We start from the raw sequence: 17,381 nt of genomic DNA on the forward strand, positions 1-17,381 counted from the left end.
AGTTGGGACGACTTGAATAAATATGCCGCGGTACCACCCAGAATTCACAATTAAGTGCTCTTCATTTATATGGTTTAAGATTGCTTTTAATAAATAATAAATCGTTCATAAGTTCACTTAATGGATATCATCAGTTCACAGCACCACTGACTCTCTTAAGATTCGCATTAAAGCTACTTTACTTATATACATCCTAATATTATGCAATTTCAATATATTTTGCAAGTCTTATTTATTAATATCATGTATCTTGCTTTGAAATACCTCTATCATAAATGTATAAGAAGTAATAACCTATTAAAATAAGTAATATCATACTGTAAAACATCATTTTCATATCAAACATATCAACTATTACGCCACCTACAACTGGCCCGAATGCTTTCCCTACTGTTGAAGATGCGTTTACAATACCTTGATATGCACCCATTCTGCCTTTAGGTGCTAATTTATTTGCAATTGCAGGTACTGCTGGCCATACAAACATTTCTCCAAATGTTAAAATAACCATCCCTACTACAAACATTGTAAATTGCTCAGCAAAACTTGTAATTACATAGCTTAATATAAAAATCGTCAGCCCTATAAACATTTGTAATTTCAATTTCTCTTTAAATCTATTGATAAATGGCGCAATTAAAGGTTGTCCTGCTAATATCAATACACCATTTATTGTCCAAAGGAAACTATATTGTTTCAAGGAAATTCCAACTGACTGTGTATAAGTTGCAATTGTTGTTTGCCACTGAACATAACCGATCCAACATAAACTAAACATAACACATAGAAGTATAAGTGCAGTGAATTTACTTTTATCTTTAACTTGCATAGCACTCGTGATGCCTTCATCATTTTTCAAATGAATATCTAAATCTATGTTGTAATATTTTAACGCTATTATGATAAATACGACATATAGTAGTAAGTTCGCCATAAAAATATAATTAAAGCTAAAGTCCGCTACAAATCCACCTGCTGCAGCCCCAATAGAAACACCTATGTTTTGTGCAAGATAAATTGCATTAAATGTTGTACGTCCACCGTTTGGCCAACTTGCAGCAGCCATAGCATAAATAGCTGGCACAATCACGCCTCCACCGAAACCAAGTATCACAAGCCAAAATGGATACCATGGCCAATCATTTAAAAAGTTTAACCCGATTAAACTTAAAATATTTAAAATAGAGGCAAAAATAATAGAACGAAACCCACCAATTTTGTCGAATAAACTTCCGCCTAATAAATTCCCGATTACACTCCCGAATGCATTAATCATTAAAACGATACCAGCTGTACTTAAACTCTTACCTAATTCTTCATTCATATATATTGTATTAAGTGGCCATAAGAAACTCGATCCTGTAATATTAATCGCCATTCCTATGATGAGCATTTTAACAATTTTCGGCATTCTCAAGGATTTCGACCTCCTCTCAAATTTTGTCAATTTTAATAGTCTAAACCTTTTTCTGCAAAAGTTCAATATTATATGTTAAAATGCTTTAGATAAGTTTGTAGAACAGGATGTGAAATATAATGACAGAACAATTCCGTTATGCATTTGATAACAAGAGATATCATACATGGAATTATCATTTAAGAAATAAATTTGGTGAGAAGATTTTTAAAATAGCATTAGATGGTGGATTTGATTGTCCAAACCGTGACGGCACAGTAGCTCATGGGGGTTGTACATTTTGTTCAGCAGCCGGGAGCGGTGACTTTGCAGGTAATCGTGCAGAACCAATCCATGTACAATTTAAAGAAATTAAAGACAAAATGCATGAAAAATGGTCTGAAGGAAAATATATCGCTTATTTTCAAGCTTTTACAAATACGCATGCGCCAGTTGAAGTATTAAGAGAAAAATACGAAGCTGCTTTATCAGAAGAAAATGTAGTCGGACTATCAATTGCGACAAGACCAGATTGCCTACCAGATGATGTTGTAGAATACTTAGCAGAATTAAATGAAAGAACATATTTATGGGTAGAACTTGGTTTACAAACTGTACACCAAGAAACATCTGATTTAATTAACCGTGCTCATGATATGAAATGCTATTACGAAGGTATCGCTAAATTAAGAAAGCACAATATCAATATTTGTACGCATATCATTAACGGTTTACCTGGTGAAGATTACGATATGATGATGGAAACAGCGAAAGAAGTCGCACAAATGGATGTTCAAGGCATTAAAATTCATTTATTACACCTACTTAAAGGTACTCCAATGGTTAAACAATACGAAAAAGGTATGCTTGAATTCATGACTCAAGATAATTATACGCAACTCGTATGTGACCAATTAGAAATTTTACCAGAAGAAATGATCATTCATCGTATTACAGGTGATGGCCCTATCGATTTAATGGTTGGACCTATGTGGAGTGTAAATAAGTGGGAAGTCCTTAACGCTATAGACAATGAACTTAAAGAACGTGGCACAATGCAAGGCTCTAAATTCAAGAAAGCAGAACAAGTTCAAAAATGATTGTTCAAGGAATTTTACCATTCGCAAGAGATTTAATAGCAACACATATAACGGATAAAAGTATCGTAGTTGATGCGACATGCGGCAACGGCAACGATACACTTTTCCTTGCTAATCAAGTTCCGAATGGAGAAGTATATGCGTTCGATATACAAGAAGAAGCCATTAAAAATACTAAAATCAAAACAGAAGCATTTAGTAATATCCATTATTATCAAACAGGTCATGAAAATGCAGCACCTATAATAAACGAACGTCATAAGCAAATAGACGCATCAATATTTAATTTAGGTTATTTACCAAAAGGCGATAAACATATTACAACGAATGCACCGACAACAATTAAAGCAATTGAAAGTCTATTCGAAATGACAAGTAAAAATGGCATCATCGTATTAGTCGTATATCCAGGACACCCAGAAGGACAGATAGAATCTAACGAAGTCATCAATTACGTAAGTTCAATAGATCAACAATCAGCACACGTACTCCACTATCAATTTATAAACCAAAAAAACAATCCACCATATATATTAGCAATAGAAAAAAGATAAAAATGAGTATTATGAATAAAATGAGTAAACGCAAACCTTGGGTTAGGTTTGCGTTTTTCGTTATATGTGCACTTTGAATTTTATGGATATATTGGTGGTTGAGCCACGACTTGGCCTATCTCTTGGCTTTATTCGGTACTTAAGCTAAGACTTACACGATCTCTTGGCTTTACTCGATACTTAAGCCAAGACTCGTGTGTTTATCCCACATTTAACTCACATCTTTTTCCACCCTTAAACTGCTCACTCATTTTTTAACCTTATTCTTTCTTAATTCCTGCAGCCAAAACCTATATACCTCCCCAAAATTCTTCAAAAATGACAAAACGCAAACCTGCTCATCAGGTTTGCGTTTTTATATATTACATGTATTAACGATTGACTCAAATTGTTTTTCAAAATGTTCTTTTCTATTCTTGATTTCTTCACAAGCGAAATCGATTATTGCATCTTTCTTATCTTCAAAGTCTTTATTCACTTCAACGATTACTGTTCTTTCATCATTCTCTGGGCGTACTTTCTTAATCCACCCTTTTTTCACAAGGTTATTGTATAATCTTGTTCGTTTGTATGGCTTAATATCTATATAACCATCCAACTCTTTCAAACTCATTGATCCATTATTCCATAACATGACTAATGTAAGAAACTCTTCTTTTTCTATATCAAACTTTTCTTCGATTTTATAAAAAATAATATTTATATTTTTTTGAATATCATCTAATAGAATTAAGTCACTTACGTTATTTACTTTCTCTGTCATAAACTCGCCTCCAACGTTCTCTATATGTGTTATATACCCGATATAGTAACGTCTAAGCTTATTTGTATGATATTTTACAAATTATTCTGTTTCATCATCTATTAATAATCCTACATAGTGAATGCGATTATTCATAAATGAAATGATATATTTCATAACATTCTCGCGTTCTGGTTCATTATGTACTTCATGGTTAAGTCCATGCCAAGCTTTAAAATATAATTCGTTTGTATTGATTGTTTTACCGATTTGTCGGATTGATTCTGTATCAACTATTTTATCTTCTGTACCTAGCATAAGTAATGTAGGAATTGGAGATATGTGGTGAATATTTTCCATTGTTGCTTTCATCGTTTCTAAAATGGTCTTATACCAGTGGTAACTCACTTTATTTAGCATTAAAGCATCTTTATTCGTATCATCTATTACTTCTTTATTTCTTGTTAAGCTTTCTACTTTAATACCTGTATCAAATTTAGCATCTTTCGCAACTGTACCGAAACTTGAAGCTAAGAAATTACGTCTTGTTGAAATATTTTGTTGAAAAGCTACTAACGGTGAAATCAATAGTACGCCTTCTACTTTTAAATCTACTTTTTCTAATAAATTAAGAAGAATAAGTCCACCGAGACCAACACCTAATGTAAATACTGGTAAGTGATATTCTTCTGCAATAGATATCCATTCAAGTACTTGCTCATGGTATTCTTCAAATTTATCAACATGTCCTCTATGTACTCGGGAAGTTTGTCCTTGCCCTTTTAAGTCACCCATAATAACGTGGTAACCTTCTCGTCGTAGCTTAGTGATTACGTATGCGTATCTACCTGTATGTTCTAGCATATTATGTACAATTACTACAATTCCTTTAGCTTCTTTCTCAGTTTCCCATTTCCACATAATATATTACTCCTTTTACCTAAATAGCTACTTTTTTGTTAAACTTAGTATAACAAAATTTTTCAAAAGAATGGAGAATCTTGAATGATTAAATCTTTTAAAGGTCAAAAACCACAAATTGATCAAAGCTGTTATATTGCTGAAAATGCAACTTTAACTGGTGATATTACGATAGGTCCTAAAAGCTCAGTATGGTTTAACTCAGTTATTAGAGGAGATGTTGCCCCTACAATTATTGGTGAAGGTGTTAATATCCAAGATTTATGTTGTTTACACCAAAGCCCTAACCAACCACTTATAATAGAAGATTTTGTAACAATTGGTCATAAAGTGACATTACATTCTAGTATTATTCGTAAACATGCGTTAATCGGAATGGATTCAACTATTCTTGATGGTGCAGAAATTGGAGAATATGCATTTATCGGTGCTGGGTCACTCGTTCCACCAGGTAAGAAGATCCCGCCACATACGTTAGCGTTTGGTCGTCCTGCAAAAGTAATTAGAGAACTAACAGAAGATGACTATAATGAATTAAAAAGAATCAATGCATCATATATTGAAAAAGCTGAGATTTATAAAGCAGATCAATAAATAATTAAAAGGATTGAGACACGATGTCCCAATCCTTTTTTTACGCTATTTTAAATTTGCTATGCATAAACGGTAATTTTACAACGATATAAGCGATAATTATTTCATAAAACATTGAGAAGAACTTCTCAAAGAAGAAGACAACATTCTGAACTAATATTGTACCTATACCTGCCCCACTAAAGTGGTAGTTAACGAGTAAGAAATTATCAATAATATTTAAAGCAATGATTGTTATAAAAACTGTCCATGACTTTTTAGTAATCATCGCCACTAAAATTGCTATAATACCAATCACAATCGGTTCAAAAATAAACAATTGTACGAAACTATCTAAAGGTTTCCCAAACATATAAAATGCCATATCCCTAAACATCCCGATTTCTCCTTTACAGTCATTTCTAATACATTAATTGTATCACGATAAACGAGCTATAATTATTAAGATATTTTAAAGATTCATCGCTTTCCTTAACATAAAATTAACATTAATAGCCATTAAATCTTTACATTGAATTAGCAATCAATTCATATTGTCGTGTTAATTTAAAGATGTAACATAAGACGCCTTTAAAGGAGCATGATAAAATGCATTTCTTTAAAAAAATAATTATTTCTTTGTTTATATTCACATTTCTACCACATGCAATTAGCATAGCAGCAGAACCCATTTCACCAAACTATGAGCAAGTCAATTCATCATCAACCCCCTAAACCATAATAAGCAATATTAAAAAAATTAAATAATAATGAATTAACAAAGAAACTGAACTTCCCAATCAGTTTCTTTATCACAATATAAATTCCTTTTTTATCCATTTATGTATATAATAGTATTAATTACATCTTAGAAAAGTATTATTGGAGGGATTTATTATGGTGCATTACTACAAACTATTTTGGTTAAATGCTTTTAATATTCACGGTCGATCTAGACGTAAAGAATTTTGGTATCCAATACTTGCTACAATCATTATCACTATGCTAGGTAATCTATTAATTACAGTACTACCCATCCCTGAACTGATTACAGTTATTGTTTCTAGCATATTTAATATCGCAACATTTGTTGCTGCTATTTCAGTAACAAGTAGAAGATTCCATGATTTAAATATGACAATGACATTTCCAACTATAACTTATGCACTTACTTTCACTTTAAATATTTTGTATAGTTTATTCAATAGTTACGTTACAAGTACAATTGTGATTGTAATATATGCTGTTTTAATGATTATCTGTTTCTTTTTGAATCTAGCAATACTAATTATGGCGTGTGGTGACGGACATAAAGAACCAAACAAATATGGAGAAAGTCCTAAATACGCTTAAGATTTAATTGTTCAATGGCATTATACAAATCTAATTAAACTACATTAATATACGTGTATACAATTTCTAATTTCGGTCAAAATATTGTCAATATTATGGAACGCCTTACGGGGGCGTTCTTTTTCGTGTCAGAATTCATAATTAGTATAATTTTACATTATATTAAAAATGTAAACGCTTAACTAAATTTGTATTTCCATGATAAAATAAATTAAATGAACATATATATTTAAGGAGGACTTGCTATGCCTGTCGTAAAAGATTTTTTTATTGCATTATCTAACAACAAATTCATGAATGAATCAGCTAAGAAAATGGGTCCTGCACTAGGTGCAAACAAGGTCGTAGCGGGCGTTGATATTGATTCAACAATCGATACAGTTGAAAGATTAAATATGAAGGGAATTTCATGTACGTTAGATAATTTAGGGGAATTCGTAACATCACGTCAAGAAGCTTTAGAAGCTCAACAAAATATTGTTGAAATTATGCGAAGAAACTACAATGCTAATATTGATGCGCATGTATCTATTAAACTTACACAATTAGGTCTTAATATAGATAGAGAGTTTGCTTATCAAAATACGAGAGAAATTTTGTTAAAAGCTCATGAATACGGAAATACATTTGTAAACATCGATGCTGAAAAATATGAAGATTTAGTAGGAACTACGGAAATAGTAGATAAACTTAAAGGGGAATTCAAAAACGTAGGAACAGTAATTCAAGCATACTTATTTGATGCTATGAATATTATGGATAAATACGATGATGTACGTTTACGATTAGTAAAAGGTGCATATAAAGAAGCACCACATATTGCTTTTCAAACTAAAGAAGAAATTGACAAAAATTATATAGCATTGATTGAAAAAAGATTATTAACTGCTAAAGCATTTACTTCAATTGCAACACACGATCATAATGTAATTAATCATGTTAAACAATTTGTTAAAGATTATAACATCTCAAGAGATTCATTTGAATTCCAAATGTTATATGGTTTTAGAACAGATTATGCATATCAAATTGCTAACGAAGGCTATAACTTCTGTATGTACGTACCATTTGGGGAAGATTGGTTCGGTTACTTTATGAGAAGATTAGCAGAAAGACCTCAAAATATTAATTTAATGTTATTAGATATCTTTAGTGAAAAGAATAAAGGTAAAATCGCTATCGGAGCTAGTGTATTAGCTGGCTTGACCCTATTGGGTATTGGCGGCATTGCTAAAGGTAAGAAAAAATAATACTTAAGAAGCCAGGACACTTGTCCTGGCTTCATTGTTTTTATATTTGTGATTCGATATTTTTAAGTAAGTTTGCCATTTCAATTGCAGCTAAGGCAGCATCTCCACCTTTATTACCTGCTTTTGTTCCTGCTCTTTCAATCGCTTGTTCAATTGTTTCTGTCGTTACGATTCCAAATATTACAGGTACTTCCGTTTCATCATTTACTTTAGAAATACCTTTCGCAACTTCATTACATACATAATCATAATGTGTAGTCGCCCCTCTAATGACACAGCCTAATGTTACAACTGCATCGTATTTACCTGACTTCGCTAACTTTTTAGCTACTAAAGGAATTTCATACGCTCCAGGTACATATGCGACATGAACATTTTCTTCATCCACATTATGTCTGATTAAAGTATCTTTAGCACCATCTAATAAACGACCTGTTATAAAATCATTAAATCTACTCACGACGATTGCTACTTTTAATTGTGATCCATTCATTTTACCTTCAAATTTCATTTTAAAAACTCCATTCTATTTTATATTAAATGACCCATTTCATGCTTTTTAGTATTGATATATGATGCGTTTGTTTCGTTCGGTTCAATGACAACTGGAACTCTATTAGAAACATGTATACCTAAATATTGTAATTGATTAAATTTATCTGGATTATTACTGATGAGTTGAATTTCTTCTATATTAAAGTATTTCAAAATCTGACTCGCTTCAGTATAATCTCTTAAATCCGCTTCAAAGCCTAAAGCTTCATTAGCAGTAATCGTGTCATAACCTTGTTCAATAAGTTCATACGCTTTAAGTTTATTGATCAGACCTATTCCTCTACCTTCTTGAGGTAAGTATAAAATCATGCCACCATGTTCTTGAATGTATTTCATTGAATATTCAAGCTGTTCTCCACAATCGCATCTTGCACTATGGAAAATATCACCTGTCACACATTCAGAATGAATACGTACATTCATACCATTTTTGATTTCTCCTGAACTAATGACAATATATTCTTTAATATCTAATTGAGATGTAAAGCCGTACATATCGAATTCACCGTATGAAGTTGGTAATTTAACTTTAGATTCAAGATGAATAATTTTATCATGTCGTTTTCTATACTTTACAAGTTCATCAATCGTTATCATTAACAAACCATGTTTACGTTTAAATTGATATAAATCATCTCTACGAGCCATCGTGCCATCATCATTCATAATTTCACAAATAGCACCAGCTGGTTTCGCTCCAGAAAGTTTCGCTAAATCAACACAAGCTTCTGTATGACCTATTCTTTCAAGAACACCATTGTCTTTAGCTATTAATGGAAATACGTGACCTGGTTGAACAAATGCTGTTGGTGACGTTTCATTTATTAATGCTTTAATCGTATCTGCTCTTTCAAAAGCACTAATCCCTGTCGTACTCGATGCATGATCAATACTTACAGTAAATGCAGTCTTATATTTATCACCCGTTTCAGCCATCAATTTCAAACCAAATTTTTGGGCAATTTCACTGCTAATCGGTGCACAGATTAAACCTCTCGCATGTGAAGCCATAAAATTAATCGTTTCAGCTGTTAAATACTCAGATATAGCGACGAGGTCACCTTCATTTTCTCTATCTTCATCATCTACTACAATAATCGGTTTACCACTTTTAAGTTCTTGTATGGCATCTTCTACGTTATCAAACATGTTATAGCCTCCTAAAATCCTAGATTAAGTAATTTCTCTTCGGATAAATTTGAATGATTTTGTCCTGTTGCTTTCTGCACATATTTAAATAACAAATCCGTTTCAATATGTACGCTGTCGCCTTGTTTTTTATTAACAAAGATTGTACGATCTCTCGTTTCAGGGATTAAATGAATTTCAAATTTTTGAGGATATAATTTGAAAATTGTCAAACTAACACCATCAACTGTGATAGATCCTTTATCAATCATTTGATTTAATAAATGCGCTTCTGTAGATATTTCAATAATCCATTCATCTTGTCTCTTTGAAATATGTTTAATAATGCCTTGACCATCTACATGTCCACTTACAAAATGACCGCCAAATCTTCCATTCGCTAACATTGCTCTTTCAAGATTGACTTTGTCATTCATTTTCAAATGTTCTAAATAAGTTACTGAGATTGTTCCAGTAATCACTTCCACTTTAAAAGTAGAACTTGTTTTCTCAGTAACGGTCAAACAAACACCATTAACAGCAACGGAATCACCTAGTGATAAATCATCCATTATTTCAGTGGCTTCAATTGTTAATGTTTTAACGCCTTGGTTTGTGCTTGTATTCTTGATTACACCAACTGTTTCAATGAGTCCTGTGAACATCTTGTCACTTCTTTCTTAATGTTATTTTAAGATCTCCACCAATGATTTCTGTTGATATAATTTGAAATAATTTACTATTGGATAAAGGAACGACATCATGCGTTTGATAATATTGATATTTTCCTTGACCACCAATCATCTTCGGGGCTTGATAAATAATTAATTGATCTACTAAGTCTTGTTCTATAAACTGACTTACAAGTTTAGGACCTGCTTCAACCATCACTTGAGCATATCCTTCTTCATATAAATCTTTCATAATCGTTTTTAAATTTGATAATTCACTGTTCTTAACTTTGATATGTTGATTCTCATACGTGTGAAATGATTCCGAACTCGTTACAACAACGACAGGATTATCTTCATCTTTGAATATCTCATATTCACCTTCAAAGCTTGATTGCTCTGTTAATACAATTCTAGTTGGATTACTTAACTCAGGATTACGAGAAGTTAATAATGGATTATCTTCACGAACTGTCATCCCACCTGTAATAATTGCATCATGTTGTGAGCGCAATTTTAATACATCTTGTTTAACTTCTTTAGATGTAATCCATTTACTTTCTTTGTAATCTGTCGCAACTTTACCATCTAGACTCGCAGAAATTTTCAAAGTAATAAAAGGTAATTTCGTTTGTTGTTGATGAAAAAATGCCTCATATAAGTCTTCAGCTCTTTTTGAAGGCTCATGTTTTACATCAATTCCAGCTTCGTACAACATTTCATGACCACTATTTTTAAGAGAACCATCTTTGACTGCATATACAACTGATTGAATACCATTGTCGATAATTGCTTGCGCACAAGGTGGTGTTAAACCATAATGTGAACAAGGTTCTAAAGAAACATATATTGTTGCACCTTGAGCTTCTTCACCTGCCATTTTTAAAGCTTGTATTTCAGCATGTGCTTCACCCTTTTTTAAATGCGCTCCAAAACCTATAATTTTATGATTTTTAACAATAACAGCACCAACAGAAGGATTCGTACCCGTCTGCCCTTGTACCCGTTCAGCTAAATCAATTGCAAAATCTAAATATTGATTCATTTCATTACCTCCTAAAAATAAAAACCACCGAAAATCACTTTTCGGTGGTTGGGAGTAAAAATGTATCACGAAATAAGCCTTTTATGAAAAAGACTTTAACATTTTAAGTATAACGAAATAAGCGTATAGCATACGCTGTCGTCTATTCTTTCTCCCATCCAGACTATACTGTCGGCTTCAGAATGTTACTGAATCAGCCATAAATGAAAAATCACTTATGGGTCGCGGGCTATTATACCGCCGGTTGGGAATTTCACCCTGCCCCGAAAGAATATATTATTAAATTATATATCAGTAATCACTGATGACATCATTCTATACCATTTCACTAAGAATTACAAATGAAGAAGATAAATTTATTTAGCTGGTGTTTGTCTAATGGTTTAAAAAACTTGTAACGGCGGGCTTTGTGAACATTTCTGACCAAACTTGTTCATAACTGGGGCGTTAGTTACTAAAATCGGCTGAATTGTAACTATAGACCCCCTTATTTACAAAACTCCTCTAAATTGTTACTATGGACGGCCTTAATTACAAAACTACTCAGAAGTGTTAATACTGGTATTCTTATTTGCACTTTGTACCAGAACTGCTAATAACGGCATCACTATTTGCACTTTGTACCAAAACTGCTAATAACGACATCACTATTTGCACTTTCAACCAAAACTGCTTATAACGCCCCATCACCCGTACATAAAAAGAAGCTTGAGACATCAAACATTGCCTCAAGCTTACATTTCAATTTCCCTTATTCTATTTCTTTTTAGATTTCGCCTTTTTAACTTTTTTCTTTCTTCTAATTCAACATATAAGTCATTGACTGCTCTTACGGATTGATCGACTAATAGTGAAACGCCATTTACATCAAAATTAACACCACTTGTTAATTGTCCAATCACTTTTAAATTAGGCATTGTACCGAATTTAGGACTAATGACTTCATTTGAATATGGCATGACTAGAATACCTCCAAATGGATGAGCAGCTATAATTTGTTTGTTCTCTAAACCTTTAATAAAATGCTCTTCTTCTGTCAGTTCTGATAAATGTTTTTTAGGACCAGTTGCATTTATGACATAATGATAACTTAATTCTTCTTGTTCACCTTCGTATTTAATTCTAAATTTACCGTAATATTTTCGTACATTTTCTAATCCTTCTTTAACGACAATGTCTCCATTTTCAATCCATTCGATTAACTGCTTTGCTGATGATTGAGGCATTGGATTCGCATTACGTTTAAAGTGATGTCCATACTTTTCTAAAAATGTCGTCTTATCATCGAGTGTCATGGCATTCCAAACAGGAATCATATGATGTTTTACTTCTTCTACAAATGATTGAAAATGCCCTACTTCATCTTCATGTCTTAAATCATATTTCATATTCGCTACATTATCTTTTTTAAATCGATAAAGCATTTTTTTCAAGTTAATATTTTGATATTCACATTCTTTCGCAAAGAGGTTTTCTATTTCTTTTAATGGTGCAATACCTTTATGCGTCTTTTTTAATTTTTCTATTGCATCTTTCGTAATATACTTCAAATTGATTTCATGTTTAATACCTCTAACTGTCGGAAATTGAGCATGTCTTGATGCTACAGTTATTGGCAGTTGTTTATGATTTTCCATTACAAATCTAATGACATCTATTGAACTAAGTCCCGTTCCAATTATCGCAATATCGTCATTTTCTTTTACATCACGCAATGCTTTAATTGTTGGATATGGTGATTCAATATAGCCTTTTAATCCAGATAAATTGTACGGATCTTTATAAGGTAAAGTTCCAATAGTTAAAAAGACATAGTCATACTTTTGGCATACCGCTTCATCATCTTCTATATAACAGACATCTATTTTATATTGACCTCTTTCATCTTTAATTTCTTCGACATAGCAACTATCAACTTTATGCTTATGTACGAATATATTATCGTGTTTATTTAACAAGTCATTTAAAATAGATTTCATATAATGACCGAATACTAATCTTGGTAAATATTTAGCTTTACCATAGTCAAAATCATCATTTTTCTTATACCATTTTTTAAAATCTTTCGTATCATCTGGACTTAAAGACATTTGATTAGCTGGTAAGTTAATGAGTAAACGATCACTATCATTTTGAAATGGCTTGCCCATACCCATATCTTCGACACTATCAAATATATCGACCGTTATTTTTTTGAATTTTTTATGCTTTGCTAATTGATTTAACGTGCTGACACCAGCAGTTCCCATTCCTATTATAGCTACTTTCAAATTATACCCCTCCAAATCTCTCAATGCATAATATGCAAAAAACATTCAATATTATAAATCTATTATACATGTGGAAAACATAACATGTCTTTATATATAACATTAGTCTCATTCACACTTTTTGTATTTATTCCTTTTTTTAAATAACAATAAACATAAATTACACGATTTGGGCGATTTTCATAATTATGCAACTATTGTGTTATAATAATAAACGTCATTATTATAAATTTCAAAAAAAGGAGAAGTGTTATGTTATCAATCCAAGACTTAACTAAAGTTTATCGTGGCGGTAAAAAAGCCGTTAATAGCATCAATATGGAAATTGAATCTGGTGAATTCATAGCTTTTATCGGTACGAGTGGTAGCGGGAAGACAACTGCTTTAAGAATGATTAACCGCATGATTGAGCCAACTAGCGGGACAATTACGCTTGACGGGAAAGATTTAAGCAAGATGAATCCAGTTAATTTAAGAAGAAATATAGGTTATGTCATTCAACAAATTGGTTTAATGCCACATATGACAATACGTGAAAATATCGTATTAGTACCTAAATTACTTAAATGGACTAAAGAAGAAAAAGAGAAAAAAGCTAAAGAACTCATTAAATTAGTAGACTTACCAGAATCATATTTAGATTTATATCCATCTCAATTATCTGGTGGACAACAACAACGTATTGGTGTTGTAAGAGCACTTGCTGCAGATCAAGATATCATTTTAATGGATGAACCATTTGGTGCGTTAGACCCTATTACGAGAGATACATTGCAAGACCTTGTAAAAACTCTACAACAAAAACTTGGTAAAACCATTATATTTGTAACGCACGATATGGATGAAGCGATTAAATTGGCAGATAGAATTTGTATTATGTCTCAAGGTGAAATCATTCAATTTGATACACCTAATAATATCTTAAAAAATCCAGCTAATGATTTCGTACGCGAGTTTATCGGTCAAAACAGACTTATACAAGATAGACCTAACATACGTGTTGTTGATGATGCAATGAAAGATCCAATTGCCATCACTTCTGAGAAGACTATTGACGAAGCCGTTTCAATTATGAGAGAGCGACGCGTAGATACGCTATTTATTACAAATGTAAAAGGGAAACTTGTTGGATATATTGATATTGAAGATTTAAACGAAGGATATCGTAAAAAATCAGACATTATCGATATTATGCATCGAGATATTTATACAGTTAAGACAGGTACGATGCTTCAAGACTCTGTTCGTACAATATTAAAACGAAATGTGCGATTAATTCCTGTGGTTGATGAACAATATTACATAAAAGGTGTTATAACAAGAGCAAGCTTAGTAGATATTGTTTACGATTCTATATGGGGACAAACTGAGGAAACAGAAGCAAGTGAAAAAAGTGATATAAAATAAGGAGTGAAAAATAGTGATTGAATTCTTACAAGTTAACGGAAACGAACTACTTCAGAAGACACTGGAACACTTCTATATTTCATTATTAGCTTTACTTTTAGCAATGATCGTAGCGATACCACTTGGCATTTTATTAACACGAACTAAAAAGTTAGCCAAAGTCGTATTATCTATTGCAAGTGTTCTACAAACCGTTCCGTCATTAGCAGTATTAGCACTTATGATTCCTTTCTTAGGTGTTGGTAAATTGCCTGCCATTTTAGCATTATTTATTTATATCTTATTACCGATTTTAAACAACACATATATCGGCATCAATAATGTTGATAAAAATGTTAAAGCAGCCGGACTAAGTATGGGTATGACAAAATTCCAAGAGATGTTCATGATTGAATTACCACTTGCTATATCAGTTATTATGAGTGGCGTACGCTTATCAAGTGTATATGCAATCAGTTGGGCAACATTAGCAAGTTTCATTGGTGCTGGTGGTTTAGGTGACTTTATCTTTAATGGTTTGAACTTATACCAACCTGATTTAATTATTGGCGGTGCCATAAGTGTTACATTAATCGCGCTTATTATGGACTTTGTACTTTCTAAAGTTGAACTATGGGTTACACCTAAAGGGTTAAAAGTTTCAAGATAAGGAGGAAATATAAACATGAATAGATATTTTAAACTGTTATTGCCTATCATGGCTTTATCTGTCATTTTATCTGGATGTTCATTACCTTTTCTTGGCGCTTCAGGTGATGAAAACTCAATAAAAATAGGTATGCAAAATACAAGTGAATCACAAATTATGGGACATATTGATAAATTGATGATAGAACATGAAGCTAAAAAAGATAACGTAAAAGAAAACAACATACAGCTTATCAATAATTTAGGATCATCAACTGTTACATTTAATGCACAAAATAGTGGTGATGTTAACATTTCAAGTGCTAGATATACGGGAACTGATTTAACGGGTGCTTTAGGTAAAGACCCTATCACTGATCCTAAAAAAGCTTTAAAAGTAGTGAGAGATGCATTCGATAAAGATTATGACCAAAAATGGTATGGTTCATATGGTTTTGAAAACACTTATGCCATGATGGTTACGAAAGAAACAGCGAAGAAATACAATCTTAAAAAAGTTTCAGATATGAAAAAAGTAGCAAACAGATTAGAGGCTGGCGTTGACTCATCTTGGATGAAACGTCCTGGTGATGGATACCCAGCATTTAAAGAAAAATACGGTTTCGATTTTAAACGTACACGTCCAATGCAAATTGGCCTTGTATATGATGCGTTAAACACAGGGAAAATGGACGTTGTATTAGGTTATACAACAGATGGAAGAATTGCGAGCTATGATTTAGTTGTACTTGAAGATGACTTGAACTTCTTCCCTCCATATGATGCAAGTCCATTAGTTACAAAATCTTTAATTAAAGAAAAACCTTATGTTGATCGTGCAATGAATAAATTAAGAGGAAAAATCTCAACAGAACAAATGCAAAAATTAAACTACGAAGCAGATAACAACCTTAAAGAACCTGCTGTAGTAGCTGAAGAATTCCTTAAAAAGCACAATTATTTTGACGATGAAAAGGATGGTGAGTAATAGTGGTTGATAATCATGTATGGTCACAATTAGTCGATTATTATGCAACAAATGGTGGATATATATTTCAACTTTTTCTAACTCATTTACTTATTTCTGTTTATGGTGTGTTATTTGCGGTTATAATAGGTATACCAGTAGGCATTTTCATTGCTAGATATTCTAAATTATCTGGCTTTGTCATTTCACTAGCTAATATTATTCAAACGGTTCCAGCACTTGCCCTACTTGCTATATTAATGCTTGTGATGGGACTTGGTTCAAACACTGTTGTTATGACAGTATTCTTATACGCTTTATTACCGATTATCAAAAATACGTATACCGGAATTAATAACGTAAATTCTAGTATTAAAGATGCTGGTAAAGGTATGGGTATGACATCACGTCAAATCTTAACGATGGTTGAACTTCCCCTTTCTTTATCTGTAATGATTGGTGGTATAAGAATCGCGTTCGTTATTGCAATTGGTGTTACTGCAATCGGATCATTTATTGGATCATCTACACTTGGTGATATCATTATTAGAGGTACAAACGCTACTGATGGTACATCATTAATCTTAGCCGGTGCAATCCCTACCGCTTTATTAGCAGTATTAAGTGATTTATTTTTAGGATATATTGAAAAGAAATTAGACCCAACAAAGAGAAAGCAAAAAGGTCCACAACCTCAAACACTTTCGGAGTGATATTAAATGAAATTTATATTTAAAGTAATTGTAGCAACTATTGTTATTTTAATACTTTCACCTAAGAAAAAACTCAAATAATTTACATTCATAACTTATGTAATTATAT

At 32.2% G+C, this 17,381-nt stretch carries 18 protein-coding genes and 1 riboswitch; of the genes, 9 read left to right on the plus strand and 9 right to left on the minus strand.

Annotated elements, in window-relative coordinates; genetic code table 11:
• Nucleotides 1–241: 241 nt before the first annotated feature.
• Complete coding sequence (locus tag LQ611_RS06735; RefSeq protein ID WP_239709489.1) at nt 242–1,417, minus strand: MDR family MFS transporter; 1,176 nt, start codon at nt 1,415–1,417, stop codon at nt 242–244.
• A gap of 119 nt (nt 1,418–1,536) precedes the next feature.
• Between LQ611_RS06735 and mnmL the strand changes: the two genes are divergently transcribed.
• A complete protein-coding gene (gene mnmL / locus LQ611_RS06740) occupies nt 1,537–2,496 on the plus strand; it encodes a tRNA modification radical SAM protein MnmL/YtqA (protein ID WP_025905260.1) in 960 nt (319 codons plus the stop codon).
• Nucleotides 2,493–3,050: a tRNA 5-(aminomethyl)-2-thiouridylate-methyltransferase MnmM gene (mnmM, locus tag LQ611_RS06745; protein ID WP_103361704.1), complete on the plus strand. Its 558-nt coding sequence runs from the start codon at nt 2,493–2,495 to the stop codon at nt 3,048–3,050. The genes mnmL and mnmM overlap by 4 nt, the downstream gene beginning before the upstream one ends.
• A 355-nt stretch (nt 3,051–3,405) precedes the next feature.
• On the opposite strand, the gene LQ611_RS06750 is transcribed toward mnmM, so the two are convergent.
• Nucleotides 3,406–3,813: a transcriptional regulator, SarA/Rot family gene (locus LQ611_RS06750; protein WP_107572758.1), complete on the minus strand. Its 408-nt coding sequence runs from the start codon at nt 3,811–3,813 to the stop codon at nt 3,406–3,408.
• An 81-nt stretch (nt 3,814–3,894) separates the two neighbouring features.
• The gene (locus LQ611_RS06755) at nt 3,895–4,713 is read right to left on the minus strand and encodes an alpha/beta fold hydrolase (protein ID WP_025905248.1); all 819 of its coding nucleotides are present in this window, start codon (nt 4,711–4,713) and stop codon (nt 3,895–3,897) included.
• Nucleotides 4,714–4,797: 84 nt separating this feature from the next.
• Between LQ611_RS06755 and LQ611_RS06760 the strand changes: the two genes are divergently transcribed.
• Nucleotides 4,798–5,307 (plus strand): gamma carbonic anhydrase, encoded by a 510-nt coding sequence (locus LQ611_RS06760; protein WP_239709491.1) that lies wholly within the window; start codon nt 4,798–4,800, stop codon nt 5,305–5,307.
• 40 nt (nt 5,308–5,347) lie between these two features.
• Here LQ611_RS06760 and LQ611_RS06765 read toward each other — a convergent pair whose 3' ends face one another.
• Nucleotides 5,348–5,683, minus strand: coding sequence for a hypothetical protein (locus LQ611_RS06765; RefSeq protein ID WP_025905246.1), 336 nt, complete (start codon nt 5,681–5,683; stop codon nt 5,348–5,350).
• A gap of 500 nt (nt 5,684–6,183) precedes the next feature.
• On the opposite strand from LQ611_RS06765, the gene LQ611_RS06770 reads away from it, so the two are divergent.
• Together LQ611_RS06770 and LQ611_RS06775 are read left to right on the plus strand one after the other, a co-directional pair.
• On the plus strand, nt 6,184–6,639 hold the full coding sequence (locus tag LQ611_RS06770; protein ID WP_103361707.1) for a DUF805 domain-containing protein: 456 nt from the start codon (nt 6,184–6,186) through the stop codon (nt 6,637–6,639).
• 245 nt (nt 6,640–6,884) lie between these two features.
• Complete coding sequence (locus tag LQ611_RS06775) at nt 6,885–7,889, plus strand: proline dehydrogenase family protein (RefSeq protein WP_103361708.1); 1,005 nt, start codon at nt 6,885–6,887, stop codon at nt 7,887–7,889.
• A gap of 40 nt (nt 7,890–7,929) precedes the next feature.
• On the opposite strand, the gene ribH is transcribed toward LQ611_RS06775, so the two are convergent.
• The 5 genes from ribH to LQ611_RS06800 form a co-directional block, all read right to left on the minus strand.
• Nucleotides 7,930–8,400, minus strand: a complete 471-nt coding sequence (gene ribH, locus LQ611_RS06780) for a 6,7-dimethyl-8-ribityllumazine synthase (protein ID WP_239709493.1) — start codon at nt 8,398–8,400, stop codon at nt 7,930–7,932.
• 20 nt (nt 8,401–8,420) lie between these two features.
• Nucleotides 8,421–9,593 (minus strand): 3,4-dihydroxy-2-butanone-4-phosphate synthase, encoded by a 1,173-nt coding sequence (gene ribB, locus LQ611_RS06785; RefSeq protein WP_239709494.1) that lies wholly within the window; start codon nt 9,591–9,593, stop codon nt 8,421–8,423.
• Between the two features lie 11 nt (nt 9,594–9,604).
• Nucleotides 9,605–10,237, minus strand: coding sequence for a riboflavin synthase (locus tag LQ611_RS06790; RefSeq protein WP_103361435.1), 633 nt, complete (start codon nt 10,235–10,237; stop codon nt 9,605–9,607).
• A 4-nt stretch (nt 10,238–10,241) separates the two neighbouring features.
• The gene (gene ribD, locus LQ611_RS06795) at nt 10,242–11,288 is read right to left on the minus strand and encodes a bifunctional diaminohydroxyphosphoribosylaminopyrimidine deaminase/5-amino-6-(5-phosphoribosylamino)uracil reductase RibD (RefSeq protein ID WP_103361434.1); all 1,047 of its coding nucleotides are present in this window, start codon (nt 11,286–11,288) and stop codon (nt 10,242–10,244) included.
• Between the two features lie 142 nt (nt 11,289–11,430).
• Nucleotides 11,431–11,563, minus strand: a riboswitch (FMN riboswitch).
• 459 nt (nt 11,564–12,022) lie between these two features.
• Nucleotides 12,023–13,558, minus strand: coding sequence for an FAD/NAD(P)-binding protein (locus tag LQ611_RS06800; protein WP_119493993.1), 1,536 nt, complete (start codon nt 13,556–13,558; stop codon nt 12,023–12,025).
• A gap of 252 nt (nt 13,559–13,810) precedes the next feature.
• Between LQ611_RS06800 and LQ611_RS06805 the strand changes: the two genes are divergently transcribed.
• Genes LQ611_RS06805 through LQ611_RS06820 form a run of 4 tightly spaced genes read left to right on the plus strand, consistent with a single transcriptional unit; the run spans nt 13,811 to nt 17,272 of the window.
• Complete coding sequence (locus tag LQ611_RS06805; protein WP_103361432.1) at nt 13,811–14,965, plus strand: betaine/proline/choline family ABC transporter ATP-binding protein; 1,155 nt, start codon at nt 13,811–13,813, stop codon at nt 14,963–14,965.
• Between the two features lie 13 nt (nt 14,966–14,978).
• A complete protein-coding gene (locus LQ611_RS06810; protein ID WP_025905237.1) occupies nt 14,979–15,614 on the plus strand; it encodes an ABC transporter permease in 636 nt (211 codons plus the stop codon).
• A gap of 15 nt (nt 15,615–15,629) precedes the next feature.
• On the plus strand, nt 15,630–16,580 hold the full coding sequence (locus LQ611_RS06815) for an osmoprotectant ABC transporter substrate-binding protein (protein ID WP_119493994.1): 951 nt from the start codon (nt 15,630–15,632) through the stop codon (nt 16,578–16,580).
• 2 nt (nt 16,581–16,582) lie between these two features.
• Nucleotides 16,583–17,272 carry an ABC transporter permease gene (locus LQ611_RS06820; RefSeq protein ID WP_025905235.1) on the plus strand — a complete coding sequence of 230 codons (690 nt, stop codon included), beginning with the start codon at nt 16,583–16,585 and terminating at the stop codon, nt 17,270–17,272.
• Nucleotides 17,273–17,381 lie beyond the last annotated feature (109 nt).

The organism is Mammaliicoccus sp. L-M44 (assembly GCF_022386355.1).
GTDB lineage: Bacteria > Bacillota > Bacilli > Staphylococcales > Staphylococcaceae > Mammaliicoccus > Mammaliicoccus sciuri_A.

Excerpts from the sequence above, each read along its gene's own strand:
- mnmL (WP_025905260.1), top strand. The coding sequence starts at position 1,537 with ATGACAGAACAATTCCGTTATGCATTTGATAACAAGAGATATCATACA.
- mnmM (WP_103361704.1), top strand. The coding sequence starts at position 2,493 with ATGATTGTTCAAGGAATTTTACCATTCGCAAGAGATTTAATAGCAACA.
- LQ611_RS06750 (WP_107572758.1), bottom strand. The coding sequence starts at position 3,813 with ATGACAGAGAAAGTAAATAACGTAAGTGACTTAATTCTATTAGATGAT.
- LQ611_RS06755 (WP_025905248.1), bottom strand. The coding sequence starts at position 4,713 with ATGTGGAAATGGGAAACTGAGAAAGAAGCTAAAGGAATTGTAGTAATT.
- LQ611_RS06760 (WP_239709491.1), top strand. The coding sequence starts at position 4,798 with ATGATTAAATCTTTTAAAGGTCAAAAACCACAAATTGATCAAAGCTGT.
- LQ611_RS06765 (WP_025905246.1), bottom strand. The coding sequence starts at position 5,683 with ATGTTTAGGGATATGGCATTTTATATGTTTGGGAAACCTTTAGATAGT.
- LQ611_RS06770 (WP_103361707.1), top strand. The coding sequence starts at position 6,184 with ATGGTGCATTACTACAAACTATTTTGGTTAAATGCTTTTAATATTCAC.
- LQ611_RS06775 (WP_103361708.1), top strand. The coding sequence starts at position 6,885 with ATGCCTGTCGTAAAAGATTTTTTTATTGCATTATCTAACAACAAATTC.
- ribH (WP_239709493.1), bottom strand. The coding sequence starts at position 8,400 with ATGAAATTTGAAGGTAAAATGAATGGATCACAATTAAAAGTAGCAATC.
- ribB (WP_239709494.1), bottom strand. The coding sequence starts at position 9,593 with ATGTTTGATAACGTAGAAGATGCCATACAAGAACTTAAAAGTGGTAAA.
- LQ611_RS06790 (WP_103361435.1), bottom strand. The coding sequence starts at position 10,237 with ATGTTCACAGGACTCATTGAAACAGTTGGTGTAATCAAGAATACAAGC.
- ribD (WP_103361434.1), bottom strand. The coding sequence starts at position 11,288 with ATGAATCAATATTTAGATTTTGCAATTGATTTAGCTGAACGGGTACAA.
- LQ611_RS06805 (WP_103361432.1), top strand. The coding sequence starts at position 13,811 with ATGTTATCAATCCAAGACTTAACTAAAGTTTATCGTGGCGGTAAAAAA.
- LQ611_RS06815 (WP_119493994.1), top strand. The coding sequence starts at position 15,630 with ATGAATAGATATTTTAAACTGTTATTGCCTATCATGGCTTTATCTGTC.